Origin of the sequence: Nonomuraea sp. NPDC059023 (genome assembly GCF_042740095.1) — a bacterium.
Lineage (GTDB): Bacteria > Actinomycetota > Actinomycetes > Streptosporangiales > Streptosporangiaceae > Nonomuraea.
The window spans coordinates 28,966-42,262 of sequence record NZ_JBHYIO010000049.1 but is presented as its reverse complement, the minus strand read 5'-3'; the positions used below and the strand labels follow the sequence as shown (position 1 = coordinate 42,262).

The 13,297-nt window shown below is 72.1% G+C and carries 10 protein-coding genes; 6 read left to right on the top strand and 4 right to left on the bottom strand.

The window, feature by feature from the left end:
• Window positions 1-7: 7 nt before the first annotated feature.
• Window positions 8-1,204, top strand: a complete 1,197-nt coding sequence (locus ACFWYW_RS50770) for a cytochrome P450 (RefSeq protein ID WP_379624697.1) — start codon at window positions 8-10, stop codon at window positions 1,202-1,204.
• A gap of 152 nt (window positions 1,205-1,356) precedes the next feature.
• On the opposite strand, the gene ACFWYW_RS50765 is transcribed toward ACFWYW_RS50770, so the two are convergent.
• From ACFWYW_RS50765 to ACFWYW_RS50750, 4 genes are read right to left on the bottom strand one after another with little or no spacing between them, the layout of a single operon-like run.
• Window positions 1,357-4,134, bottom strand: coding sequence for a DEAD/DEAH box helicase family protein (locus ACFWYW_RS50765; RefSeq protein ID WP_379624695.1), 2,778 nt, complete (start codon window positions 4,132-4,134; stop codon window positions 1,357-1,359).
• A 19-nt stretch (window positions 4,135-4,153) separates the two neighbouring features.
• Window positions 4,154-5,884, bottom strand: coding sequence for an aspartate--tRNA ligase (aspS, locus tag ACFWYW_RS50760; RefSeq protein WP_379624693.1), 1,731 nt, complete (start codon window positions 5,882-5,884; stop codon window positions 4,154-4,156).
• On the bottom strand, window positions 5,881-7,137 hold the full coding sequence (gene hisS, locus ACFWYW_RS50755) for a histidine--tRNA ligase (RefSeq protein WP_379624691.1): 1,257 nt from the start codon (window positions 7,135-7,137) through the stop codon (window positions 5,881-5,883). Before hisS ends, aspS begins: the two co-directional genes overlap by 4 nt.
• Window positions 7,137-7,817 carry an MBL fold metallo-hydrolase gene (locus ACFWYW_RS50750; protein ID WP_379624689.1) on the bottom strand — a complete coding sequence of 227 codons (681 nt, stop codon included), beginning with the start codon at window positions 7,815-7,817 and terminating at the stop codon, window positions 7,137-7,139. The genes hisS and ACFWYW_RS50750 overlap by 1 nt, the downstream gene beginning before the upstream one ends.
• A 139-nt stretch (window positions 7,818-7,956) precedes the next feature.
• Between ACFWYW_RS50750 and ACFWYW_RS50745 the strand changes: the two genes are divergently transcribed.
• The 5 genes from ACFWYW_RS50745 to dinB all read left to right on the top strand — a co-directional run bounded on the left by ACFWYW_RS50745 (window position 7,957) and on the right by dinB (window position 13,278).
• A complete protein-coding gene (locus ACFWYW_RS50745) occupies window positions 7,957-8,835 on the top strand; it encodes a peptidylprolyl isomerase (RefSeq protein ID WP_379624687.1) in 879 nt (292 codons plus the stop codon).
• 60 nt (window positions 8,836-8,895) lie between these two features.
• Window positions 8,896-10,125 carry a DUF349 domain-containing protein gene (locus tag ACFWYW_RS50740; protein WP_379624685.1) on the top strand — a complete coding sequence of 410 codons (1,230 nt, stop codon included), beginning with the start codon at window positions 8,896-8,898 and terminating at the stop codon, window positions 10,123-10,125.
• 129 nt (window positions 10,126-10,254) lie between these two features.
• Window positions 10,255-11,631, top strand: a complete 1,377-nt coding sequence (locus ACFWYW_RS50735) for a glycoside hydrolase family 28 protein (protein ID WP_379641327.1) — start codon at window positions 10,255-10,257, stop codon at window positions 11,629-11,631.
• Between the two features lie 21 nt (window positions 11,632-11,652).
• Window positions 11,653-12,063 (top strand): cupin domain-containing protein, encoded by a 411-nt coding sequence (locus tag ACFWYW_RS50730; RefSeq protein WP_379622499.1) that lies wholly within the window; start codon window positions 11,653-11,655, stop codon window positions 12,061-12,063.
• Window positions 12,064-12,096: 33 nt separating this feature from the next.
• Window positions 12,097-13,278 carry a DNA polymerase IV gene (gene dinB / locus ACFWYW_RS50725; protein ID WP_379622497.1) on the top strand — a complete coding sequence of 394 codons (1,182 nt, stop codon included), beginning with the start codon at window positions 12,097-12,099 and terminating at the stop codon, window positions 13,276-13,278.
• Window positions 13,279-13,297 lie beyond the last annotated feature (19 nt).

The window sequence follows — 13,297 nt, the reverse complement described above, 5'->3', positions numbered from 1 at the left end:
GATCTCCGTGCCGGAGAAACTACCGTTCGAGTTCCTTTTCGCTCCCGACTTCAGCCGCGACCCCTACACCGCCTACGACGGCCTGCGCGCCGGAGGTCCCGTCCATCCGATCGACTTCCCGCCCGGGATGGACGCCTTCCTGATCATCGACCACGAAGTCGGGCGCGCCGCGCTCAACGACCCCAGACTGTCGAAGGACATCACGGTCTTCGGCGACTACTTCCGCAAGCTCGCCGACACCAACGACCTGCTGTTCCAGTCGAACATGCTCCAGGTCGACCCGCCCGAGCACACCCGCCTGCGCCGCGTGGTCGCCAAGGACTTCACGCCGCGGCGGGTCGAGGCCCTGCGCCCGCGCGTACAGGAGATCACCGACGAGCTCATCGACGCCATGGAGATGAACGGCAGCGCGGAGCTGATCGGCGAGTTCGCCTTCCCGCTGCCGATCATCGTCATCTGCGAGCTGCTCGGCGTGCCCGCCGAGGACCGCGAGCTGTTTCGCGAGTGGTCGGGGCGGCTGGTCAACCCCAGCTTCGACCCCGAGGGCACCAAGGTGCGGCAGCAGGCGGCCCGCGACACGCACGCCTACTTCGCGCGCCTGGTCGCCGAGCGGCGCGCCGATCCGCGCGAGGACCTGGTCAGCGCCCTGGCCAACGGCGGCGACCTGGACGAGCGCGAGCTGCTGTCCACGCTCACGCTGCTGCTGATCGCCGGGCACGAGACGACGGTCAACCTCATCGGCAACGGCATGCTGGCCCTGCTGCGCAACCCCGACCAGCTCGCGCTGCTGCGCGGCGAGCCCGAGCTGCTGCCGGACGCGATCGAGGAGTTCCTGCGCTTCGACGGGCCGGTCGAGCGCTCCACTCCCCGCTTCGCCGCCGAGGACATGGAGATCGCCGGGGTGGCGGTGCCGCGCGGCGCGATGGTGCACATCTCGCTGGGCGCCGCGGGCCGCGACCCCGCCGCCGTCTCCGCGCCGCGGGAGCTCGACATCACCCGCCGCGACAACCGCCACCTCGCCTTCGGCCACGGCATCCACTTCTGCCTGGGCGCGCCGCTGGCCCGCCTGGAGGGGCGGATCGCCATCGGCACGCTGCTGGCCCGCCTGCCCGGCCTCGCGCTGGACTGCGCGCAGGAGGAGCTGGCGTGGCGGCCGCCTGGCTCGGTGGTGCGGGGCCTGTCACGCCTTCCCGTCCGCTTCTGATCGCCGGTACGGCTACCGCCCGCCGATCGGAACCGCGGCGGGCGGGGCCGTGCTCACCGCCGGATCGTGCCCAGCGCCGGGCAGTGCTCTCCGCCGGACAGTGCCCAGCGCCGGATCGTGCCCATCGCCGGGCTGTGCCCAGGAGACCGTGCTCAGCGCCAGGTGACGCGCAGGGCGGTGGCGACGTCCAGCGGCGAGCCGCCCGCCTGCGCGGCCAGGAGTCCCGCCCCTTCCGGTGAGCGGGTGTAGACCGGCTCGCCGAGGCTGACCCAGCGGTTCCACGCCTTCGCGAACGCCTGCGCGTCCTTCCTGCGTTCGCCGAGGACCTCGGGCACCGCGTGGTGGACGACCGCGTTCGGCTCCGGGCGGCCCGCCATGAGCGCCCGCCCCTGCCGGCGTCCCGGCTCGACCAGGTACCGGGGCACCAGGTAGCGCGGCGCGACCGGCGCGGTCAGCACCTCGTCCAGCGCGAGGCTGAAGCGCCGCGAGGCGTCCTCCGGGACACCGCGCAGCTCGATCCAGTAGGCGCCGGCGCCGTCCGGTTCCACGTGCACCCCCCGCGCGCCCTCGGGCAGCTGCCCGGCCGCGTGCAGGGCGTCGGCCACGGCACAGGCGATCGCGGGCAGGTCGAACTGCCCCGCCACCTCGCGCAACGCCGCCTGTCCCGCGGTGGCGCGGCGGGCGCGGCGTACCAGGAGGAAAGTGGCGGCGCCGAGCGGCAGCCCGCCGGGTAGCGCCAGCGGGAGCGCGTCGGCGACCATGACGGCTGGCACCTCGGCCAACCCCGCGGCGAGCCAGGCGGCGGTGCCCGCCACCCACCCGGCGGCGCCCGCGAGCAGGTGCGGGCGGCGATCGAGACGGGGGCGGGGGCTGATGCCGCGTTCGGCGGGCACCGCGCGCGGCGGCTCGGGACGGCTCACCGCCGGGCGGGCGGCGGCGCGGGCGGGCTCGACGCGCAGGCTGTGCACCGGCAGGTCCTCGTACGGCGAGCCGACCCGCCACAGCTCCCGCACCCTGGCCCGGTCGGCCGCCCGCTCCAGCATCGACACGTTGAACCGGTCGAAGCCGGACACCGGAGGCGGCGCGTAGGGCGACAGCTCGGGATGCACGTGCGCGACCCCGGCGGCGATCGTCCCGGAGTCGGTCAGCCCGAAGTAGCCCTCGTGCTTGCGGACGAACCGCTCCCAGTCGGCCGACCCCTTGGGGTGCTCGGCGCTGACGCACACCACGGACCAGGTGTTGGCCACCTTCTCCGGCCACGACGGGTCGGCGCGCAGCCCGCGCCCGCGCATCTGCACGACCGCGCCGGCCGTCGTGGCCTCGGTGAGGTCGACGACCGTGTTGACGCCCTTGGCGTCCCAGCCCTCGCCGAGCATCGCCCGGGTGCCGACCAGGATCGAGCAGCCGCCGGACTCCAGGAAGCGGGTGGCGAGGGCGACCCAGGCGCGGCTGTTCCAGGAACCGGTCACCTCGACCACGCCCTGCGCGCCGGGCGGGATCGGGTCCAGGCGGGCCGTACCCGCGCAGAACGCGGCGAAGGCCGCGGCCGTCGCGGCCGGGGCGGCGACCGTGCGGCCGGTGACGAGCATGGGGTGCAGCCGCGCGGTACGCGGGTCGCCGGCCAGCGTCTCCAGCACCAGCCTGGCCGACCCGGCCTGCTCGTCCAGCACGCCCGACAGGCGCGCGGGCAGCGTGGCGGTGGCCCGCTCGTGGTCGCACAGCACCAGAGCGCGGATCCGCTCCCCCAGCGCGGCGTGCTCGGCGGCCAGGATCTCCGCCACCGCCACCGTCTTGGCCTCGCTGCGCGCCACCACCCGGTCGACCGGGGTACGGCCGGCCCGCACGCCACGCGCGGTCAGCTGGTAGCCGATCGACGGCAGCGCCAGCCGGATCGCCTCGACGGCCGCCGCGTCCGCGGGCTCGCCGCTCCGCCGCAGGCAGCGGCGCACGTAGTCGTCGAGCAGGCAGACCCAGTCGTCGGCCGTGGGCCGGTGGCGGTGTTCCTCACGGACGCGGGCGCCTTCCGGCAGGGGCAGCAGCCCGGCGTGGTGCAGGCGCAGCGCGGCGGCGGCCAGCGCGGGCTCGCGGCGTTCGAGCCGCTGCCAGGTCATCGCGTCGTCGCCGCGGTGGACGAGGCGGGTGTCGAGCCACTGCAGGAAGCCCACGGTGGCGAAGCCGGGGTCGAACAGGTCGGTGGTGAGCTCGGCGAAGCGCTCGGCCTCGGCGGCCAGCCACGCCTGCTCGTGCGCGGTCGGGCAGGTCAGCCACGCCAGCTCCGCGTACGGGGCCAGGTGGCCCTCGCGGACCACGGCCGGGATCGACGGACCGCGCACCACCGGCCCGAACAGCTCCTCGACCAGCTCGGCCTGCGCCGGCGTGAGCCGGTCGGGCGGGGTCGCGGTCAGCCCGATCACGGCGGCCTCCGGCAGCCGCCGCAGGACCTCGGCCAGCAGCTCGCCCCAGGTGTCCAGCAGGTGGTGGCACTCGTCGAGCAGCAGCGTCACCCGGCCGAGCGCGGCCAGGCGGTCCACCAGCTCGCGGCCCGCCGGGCGCAGCCGGTCGAGGTGGGAGGGCCGGCTGCCGCCCTCCTCGTCGATCTCGGCGTCGGGGTCGAAACTGGCCAGCGCCTGATAGGTCAGGACGGTGACGTCCTCGCCGAGCAGGCGCGAGGTGCCGGCGCGGGCCTTCTCGCCGAAGGCGCGCCACTCGGCCAGCCACTGGCCCTGGATGGCGGTGTTGGGGCCGAAGGCGACGATCGGGTCGCCCAGCCTTCTGGCCGCCTCCAGGCCCGTGAGCGTCTTGCCGGTGCCGGGCGGTAACACGACCCAGGCCCGGCGCCGCCCGGCCGCGAACGCCGCCTCCAGCTCGTTCAGGGCCTGTCGCTGGTGGCGGCGCAGCGGCTTGGGTGCGGCGAGATCGGCATATCTCACGCGGACCTCACGCTCGCGGCTACTCCTTGGGCTTGGCGTCGACGCCGGCTTCCTTGCGCTGCTCGGCCGTGATGGCGGTCGGGGCGCCGGTGAGCGGGTCGAAGCCGGAGGCCGTCTTGGGGAAGGCGATCACGTCGCGGATCGACTCGGCGCCGGACAGCAGCATGCAGATGCGGTCCCAGCCGTAGGCGATGCCGCCGTGCGGGGGCGGGCCGTACTGGAAGGCGTCGAGCAGGAAGCCGAACTTGCTCTCGGCCTCCTCCTTGGAGATGCCGAGCACGTCGAAGACGCGCTGCTGCATCTCGGCCCGGTGGATACGGATCGAGCCGCCGCCGATCTCCATGCCGTTGCAGACCATGTCGTAGGCGTAGGCCAGGGCTTCGCCCGGCTTGTCCTGGAAGTCGGCGGCGTACTCCGGCTTGGGGCCGGTGAAGGGGTGGTGGACCGCGGTCCAGCCGCCCTCGCCGTCCTCCTCGAACATGGGGGCGTCGACGACCCAGAGGAAGGCCCACTGCGACTGGTCGATGAGGTCGCAGCGGCGGCCGATCTCCAGGCGGGCGGCGCCGAGCAGGTCGCGCGAGGAGTTGCGGGCTCCGGCGGCGAAGAAGATCGCGTCGCCGGGGGCCGCCTTGACGAAGGCCGCGAGCCCGTCCTGCTCCTGCTGCGAGAGGTTCTTGGCCACCGGGCCGCCGAGCGTGCCGTCCTCCTGGACCAGCACGTAGGCCAGGCCCCTGGCGCCGCGCGACTTGGCCCAGTCCTGCCAGCCGTCGAGCTCCTTGCGGGTCTGGGAGGCGCCGCCCGGCATGACGACCGCGCCCACGTAGTCGGCCTGGAAGACGCGGAACGTGGTGTCGGCGAAGTACGCGGTGACGTCGACCAGCTCCTGGCCGAAGCGCAGGTCGGGCTTGTCGGAGCCGTAGCGGGCCATCGCGTCGGCGTAGGTCATCCGCGGCAGCGGGGCGGGGATCTCGTAGCCGAGGATCTCCTTCCACACGCGGCCGATCAGCGCCTCGCCGACGGCGATGACGTCCTCCTGGTCGACGAAGGACATCTCGATGTCGATCTGGGTGAACTCCGGCTGCCGGTCGGCCCGCAGGTCCTCGTCGCGGTAGCACTTGGCCAGCTGGTAGTAGCGCTCGAGGCCGGCCACCTGCAGGAGCTGCTTGAACAGCTGGGGCGACTGCGGGAGCGCGTACCAGTTGGACGGCTGCAGGCGCACCGGCACCAGGAAGTCGCGGGCGCCCTCGGGGGTGGAGCGGGTGAGCGTGGGCGTCTCGACGTAGACGAAGCCGAGCTCGTCCATGACCTGGTTGGCCAGGAAGGTGGCCTTGGAGCGCACCCGCATGGCGTTGCCGACCTGCTGGCGGCGGATGTCGAGGTAGCGGTACTTCAGCCGCGCCTCCTCCGACACCCCGGTGTTGCCCTCGATGGGGAAGGGCAGCGGCGCCGACTCGCTGAGCACCTCGACCTGGGTGGCGACGACCTCGATGTCGCCGGTGGGCAGCTCGGGGTTGGCGTTGCCCTCGGGCCGCACGCGTACCTCGCCGACCACCTTCACGCAGTACTCGGCGCGCAGGTCGTGGGCGTGGTCCTCCTCGCGGAAGACCACCTGGGCCGAGCCGGAGGCGTCGCGCAGGTCGATGAAGACCACGCCGCCGTGGTCGCGGCGCCGGGCCACCCATCCTGCGAGCGTCACCTGCTGCCCGGCGTGCTCCTTGCGGAGCTCCCCGGCCTTATGCGTGCGGATCACTGCACTTTCCCCTTCAGAACGTCCACGACCTGGGCCAGCGGCACCTCGGTCTGCTCAGCGGTGGTCAGGTCTTTCAGTTGTACGGCTCGCGCCGCCAGGTCACGCTCGCCCAGGATCAGCGCGAAGCGGGCGCCGGAGCGGTCCGCGCCCTTCATCGCACCCTTGAGCCCCTTGCCGCCGAAGGACATGTCGGCGGCGACGCCCGCCGCGCGCAGGTCGCCGAGGAGCTTGAACATGGTCCGGGCGGCCTCGTCACCCAGCGCCACACCGTACACCTCGCAGCGCGGCGGGGTGGCGAGCTCGATGCCCTCGCGGCCGAGGGCGATGACGGTGCGGTCCAGGCCGAGCCCGAAGCCGATGCCGGGCAGCCGCGGCCCGCCGATGGCCTCCGACAGGCCGTCGTAGCGGCCGCCGCCGCCGATGCCGGACTGCGCGCCCAGCAGCGGGTGCTCGAACTCGAAGGTGGTGCGGGTGTAGTAGTCGAGGCCGCGCACCATCCTGGGGTCGTCCTGCCACGGGATGTCCAGGTCGGCCAGGTGCTGCTTGACGCGGTCGTGGTAGGCCTTGCAGCCGGCGCACAGGTGGTCGCCGATGAGCGGCGCGTCCTCAAGCTGCTCGCGCACCTCGGGCCGCTTGTCGTCGAGCACGCGCAGCGGGTTGATCTCGATCCGGGCGCGGGTGGCCTCGTCGAGGTCGAGGCCGCGCAGGAAGTCCTGCAGACGGGTGCGGTAGAGCGGACGGCACTCGGCGCAGCCCAGCGAGTTGAGCAGCAGGCGCACCTGGGTCAGGCCGAGCGCGGTGTACCACTGCCAGGCCAGCGCGATGGTCTCGGCGTCGACGGCCGGGTCCTCGCTGCCGACGGCCTCCAGGTCGAGCTGGTAGAACTGCCGGTAGCGGCCCTCCTGCGGCGCCTCGGCGCGGAAGACCGGGCCGCCGGTCCAGACCTTGACCGGAAGTTGCCCGCGGTGCAGGCCGTACTCCAGGACCGCGCGCAGCACTCCGGCGGTGAACTCGGGGCGCAGCGTGAGCGAGCGGCCGCCGCGGTCGGTGAAGGTGTACATCTCCTTGCTGACGACGTCGGTGGACTCGCCGACGCCGCGGGCGAACAGTTGAGTGTCCTCGAAGACCGCGGTCTCCAGGTAGGAGTAGCCGGCGCGCCTGGCGGTCTCGGCGAACGCCTGGCGGATGGCGTAGAAGGTCGAGGCCTGCGGAGGAACGTACTCCTTGACGCCCTTTGGTGCTTGGAAGCTCATTAGATCCCTCGGGTGGGACCGGCGTGCGGCGCTGCTTCCTTGAGGTAAGGATTGGTGGCGCGCTCGCGGCCGATCGTGGTCTGTGGTCCGTGGCCCGGCAGGACGATCGTCTCATCAGGCAGCGGCAGGCACTTGGCGGCCAGGCTGCGCAGGATCGTCGGATAGTCGCCGCCCGGCAGGTCGGTGCGGCCGATGGAGCCGGCGAACAGCAGGTCACCGGAGAACATGATCTCGTCCTCGGGCAGCCGGAAGCTCACCGACCCCCTGGTATGGCCGGGGGTGTGGTCCACGACGAGCTCCAGTCCGGCCAGCTTCAGCACGGCGCCGTCGGACAGCTCCTTCACGTCGTCCGGCTCGCTCAGCGTGATGCCGCCGAACAACTGCGCGGAGGTCTCGGACCAGCCCTTGGCGGGATCGCTCAGCAGATCGCGGTCTTCCGGGTGGATCCACGCGGGAATGTCACGCGCGCCGCACACCGGGGCCACGGACCAGACGTGGTCGAGGTGCCCGTGGGTCAGCACGACCGCGACCGGCTTCAGCCGGTGCTCGCGCAGCAACTCGTCTACGCCCTCCACGGCGTCCTGACCAGGGTCGACGATCACACATTCCTCGCCGGCGGCGGGCGCGACGACGTAACAGTTGGTCTGGAAGGCCCCTGCGGGGAACCCTGCGATGAGCATCTGCCTCAGCTGATCTCGTTGAAAAAGCCAATGGGAATGTAACCGAAGGGTACCGGTGCGGGTCGCCGGGCTGCGAACCATTACCCATTGGCCGATACGATTCGCCCACCTCAGTTGATTGACTATGGGAGGCAAAGCGGTGGCCACGGGGAAGGACCGGCAGAAGCAGCTGGCTCGTGAGCACTACGAGCGGCAGATGCAGCGCCGCATCGAGCGCGAGCAGCGTAACAAGCGCACTGCGATCATCGGCTCCAGCATAGGCGTCGTCGTAGTGGTCGGCGGCATCGTCGCCGCCGTGGCCCTGTTCAACGGGGAGCCAGGCACGGAGGCGGCGGCCTCGCCCACGCCGGCGGCTTCGGACTCGGCCCAGCCGAGCACCTCGCCGAGTCAGGTCGCGGCGGCCGCGCCGTTCGACCCGAAGACCGGCAAGTGCGGCTATGTGGTCGACAAGAATGGGAACGTGAAGGATGTCGGCATGCCTCCGGCCAAGGCGAGCGTGAAGCCTGCGACCAAGACACTGACGTTCGCCACGAACCAGGGCGACATCCAGGTGGAGCTGAACAACGCCGCCGCGCCGTGCACCGTCAACTCGCTGGAGTTCCTGGCGAAGAAGAACTACTACGACGGCAGCAAGTGCCACCGGCTGGGCAACGAGAAGTTCCCGATGTTGCAGTGCGGCGACCCGACGGCCAAGGCCGACGGCAAGAGCCAGACCGACGGCATGGGCGGCCCCGGCTACGTGATGGCCGAGGAGAACCTCAAGGGCGCCGCCTACAAGCGCGGTGTGATGGCCATGGCCAAGACGAGCGCGCCCGGGTCCACCGGAAGCCAGTTCTTCCTGGTATACGGCGACATCGGACTCACCCCGGATTACACGCCAGTCGGTACGATCACCAAGGGGCTCGACATTCTCGACAAGGTGAACAAGGCGGGCGTTATCACGCCGGGTCCGGACGGAACGGGAGCGCCCAAGGAAACCCTCCAACTCAAAGACGTGACAATCTCTGGCAAGAGCTGACGTAATACAACTAGGGACGGGTAGTCCCGAAGGGTCTGATGGAAAGTGCGGGAGGACACGGTGAGCACCGACCCGTGGGGCCGGGTAGACGACGACGGCACCGTCTACGTGCGTACGGCTGAGGGAGAGCGGGCCGTCGGCTCCTGGCAGGCCGGTGAACCCGAGGAAGCGCTGGCCTACTTCCATCGCAAGTACGACGAGCTGGCCGGGCAGGTGCAGCTGCTGGAGCAGCGGCTCAAGGGCACCGACCTGGCGCCGGCCCAGGCCGAGGCCAGCATCGTCAAGCTGCGCGAGGCCGTCGCCGACGCCCACGCCATCGGCGACCTGGCCGCGCTGACCGCCCGCCTCGACGGGCTGTCGGAGCTGGTCGCGCACCGCCGCGAGGAGGTCAAGGCCGCCCGTGAGCACGCGCGCGTCGAGGCCAAGGCGGTCAAGGAGCGCATCGTCGCCGAGGCCGAGCGCATCGCCGAGGAGACCACCCACTGGAAGTCCGGCGGCGAGCGGCTTCGCCAGCTCGTCGAGGAGTGGAAGGCCGCCGACCGCATCGACCGCGCCACCGAGGCCGGCCTGTGGAAGCGGCTGTCCGCCGCCCGCACGGCCTTCGCCAAGCGCCGCAAGACCTACTTCGCCGGGCTCGACGAGCAGCGCGAAGGCGTGCGCGCCGAGAAGGAGCGCATCGTCGCCGAGGCGGAGGCACTGGCGGAGTCCACCGACTGGGGCCCCACCGCCTCGGTCTACCGCGAGCTGATGCAGCGCTGGAAGTCGGCCGGACGGGCCTCCCGCGACGCCGAGGACGAGCTGTGGGCCCGCTTCAAGGCCGCGCAGGACGTGTTCTTCCAGGCCCGCTCCGCCGTCTTCGCCGAGCGGGACGCGTCGCTCGCGGCCAACGCGGAGGCCAAGGAGGTGCTGCTCGTCGAGGCCGAGAAGATCCTCCCGGTCACCGACGCGCGGGCCGCCCGGGGCGCGCTGCGCCACATGCTGGAGCGCTGGGAGGCCGTCGGTCCCGTGCCGCGCGAGCAGCGCGACCGGCTGGAGGGCGGGCTGCGCAAGATCGACGAGGCCGTGCGTAAAGCCGAGGACGCGGAGTGGAAGCGCTCCAACCCCGAGGCCCGCGCCCGTGCCCAGAGCACCGTCGACCAGCTCCGCACCTCCATCGAGCAGTTGGAGAAGCGCCTGGCCAAGGCCGAGGCCGCCGGCCGGGCCAAGGACGTCAAGGAGGCCGAGGAGGCCCTGACGGCCCGCCGTTCCTGGCTGGAGGAGGCCGAGCGCACGCTCGCCGAGTTCAGCTGAGCGTCGGCACGACGAACGTCGGCCGGTCACTTCCGGCCGGCGTTCTCGTGCGCTCCCGCCGAATTAACTTCCTCGCGAAGCGAATGTGATTTAGGCTCCAGACATCCGACCCCTTCTGGTGGAGGACTGATGCCTTCACGACGTTCCGTCTTGCTTCTCGGCGCTGTCAGCATGATTCCGGGTACGGCACATGCCGATTCATCGGACCCATGGCACCGAGTACCTCACATTCTCCGCAGGATCAGACCACCCCGCTTCCCCGCCAGGAAGTGGGACATCACCGCCTTCGGCGCCGCCGGCGACGGCGTCACCGACTGCACCGCCGCCTTCCGCCGGGCCATCGCCGCGTGCCACCGCGCGGGCGGCGGGCGCGTGCTCGTACCCCCGGGACGGTTCCTGACCGGGGCCGTCCACCTGCGCAGCGGCGTCGAGCTGCACGTCTCGGAGGGCGCCACGATCGCCTTCAGCACCGATCCGAACGCCTACCTGCCGGTGGTCTTCACCCGCTGGGAGGGGACCGAGTGCTACAACTACTCCCCCTTCATCTACGCCCGCGGCCAGCGCGACGTCGCCATCACGGGCAAGGGCACCCTGGACGGCCAGGCCCGCCAGGGCCCCTGGGAGAGCTGGTACGCCGGCGGCGGCCCGCAGGGCGCGGACCAGCGCGCCCTGCGGAAGATGGGCGACGACGGCGTGCCGGTGGAGCAACGGGTCTTCGGCGCCGGGCACTACTTACGCCCGGCGATGATCCAGTTCGTCCAGTGCGAGAACATCCTGGTCTCGGATGTGACGATCCTGGAGCCGGCGATGTGGACGGTGAACCCGGTCCTTTCACGAAATATCACCATCCGCCGCATCACCGTCGTCAGCACGCTCTACAACACCGACGGCTGCGACCCCGAAGCCTCCTCCTACGTGCACATCCACGACTGCCGCTTCAACACCAACGACGACTGCGTGGCCGTCAAGTCCGGCCGCGACGCCGACGGCCGCCGGGTCGGCGTGCCCAGCGAGAACATCGTCGTCCAGGACTGCCTGTTCTCCGGACGCTGGGGCGGCATCACCGTCGGCAGCGAGATGTCCGGCGGCGTGCGCCACGTCTTCGCCGAGCGCTGTGTCGTCAACTCCCCCGCCTTCCCCGGCAACCACCCGGTCAAGTACCCCGTCTACATCAAGGCCAGCAAGAAGCGCGGCGCGTACGTCGACGGCGTCCACGTCCGCGGCTTCACCGGCTCCGGGGTGGACCGGGAGATCATCTTCGTCAACATGAACTACGCGAGCACCGATCAGGGAACCCTGCCGGTGTCGGTGCGGAACATCACCATGCGCGACACCCGCATCGACGGCGCCGACGCCGTGCTCAACCTCGTCGGCCTCGAAACCGACCACCTCACGGACGTGCGCCTGGACAGGTGCCGCTTCACCGGGATCACCGGGCCCGACAAGATCGCGTTCACCGACGGCCTGCGGCTGCGCAAGGTCTTCGTCAACGGTGTCGAGGTCTGAGCGCGTGAGAAGGTGGCCGCCATGGACGCCTTCCACCGCAAGCTCCACCACATCGTCCCCGGCCTGCTGACGGCCGACACCGCGCAGAGCGGGGGCATGCGCCGCCTGGCCGCCGTCAGCGGCGCCTCCGTGGGCTCCAGCCGCCTGTGGATGGGGCAGACGCACGTCGCCCCGTCCACGGCCTCGGCCGACCACCACCACGGCGAGTCCGAGACCGCCATCTACGTCGTCAGCGGCACCCCGTGCTTCGTCTTCCTCGACCCCGACGGCGGGGAGGAGGTGCGCATCGAGGCCAAGGCCGGTGACTACATCTACGTGCCGCCGTTCGTGCCGCACCGCGAGGAGAACCCCGACCCCTCGCGGGAGGCCGTGGTGGTCATCGCCCGCAGCACCCAGGAGGCCATCGTCGTCAACCTGCCCGGCCTGCGGTAGCCCTGATCTTACCTTCCATGCGAACATGTGTTCGTGAGCGAAGCGACGATCCTCCACGCCGACCTCGACGCCTTCTACGCCTCGGTCGAGCAGCGTGACGACCCGCGCCTGCGTGGCCGGCCGGTCATCGTCGGCGGCGGCGTGGTCCTGGCGGCCAGCTACGAGGCCAAGGCCTGCGGGGTCCGCACCGCGATGAGCGGCGGCCAGGCCCGCCGCCTGTGCCCGGGCGCGATCGTGGTCGAGCCCCGCATGTCCGCCTACTCCGCGGCCAGCAAGGCCGTCTTCGACGTCTTCGAGCGCACCACGCCCCTGGTCGAGGGCCTGTCCATCGACGAGGCCTTCCTCGACGTCGGCGGCCTGCGCGAGATCTCCGGGCCGCCGGACCGCATCGCCGCCAAGCTCCGCCGCGACGTACGCGAGCAGGTGGGCCTGCCCATCACCGTCGGGGTGGCCCGCACCAAGTTCCTGGCCAAGGTGGCCAGCGGCGTCGCCAAACCCGACGGCCTGCTCGTCGTCCCGCCGGACGGAGAGCTGGACTTCCTCCACCCGCTGCCGGTCGAGCGCCTGTGGGGCGTGGGCCCCGTCACCGCCCGCAAGCTCCACGCCCTGGGCATCACCACCGTGGGCGAGGTGGCCGCCCTGCGCGAGTCCACGCTGACCGCCCGCCTCGGCCCCGCCGCCGGACGCCACCTGCTCGCCCTCGCGCTCAACCACGACCCGCGCCCCGTGCGGACGGGCCGCCGGCGGCGCTCCATCGGCGCCCAGCGCGCCCTGGGCCACACCCGGCGTACCCGCGGCGAGCTCGACGCCATCACCGTCGGCCTGATCGACCGCGTCGCGCGCCGCCTGCGCGCCGCGGGCCGCAGCGCCCGCACGGTGGTCCTGCGGCTGCGCTTCGAGGACTTCACCCGGGTCACCCGCTCCCACACCGTCCCGCAGGCCACCGACGAGACCGCGCCCCTGCTGGCGACCGCCCGCCGCCTCCTGGCCGCCGCCGCGCCCCTGATCGACGAGCGCGGCACCACGCTGGTGGGCTTCGCGCTCACCAACCTCAGCGACTCCGCCGCCCTGCAGCTCGCCCTGCCCTTCGACGAGCCGCGCGCCCTGGACACGACGGTCGACTCGCTCCGCCTGCGCTTCGGCTCCGCCGCCGTGACGCGCGCCGTCCTCCTCGGCCGCGACGACGACCCCGCCGTCCCCCTCCTGCCCGACTAGGAGGTACGGCCCCGCTCCC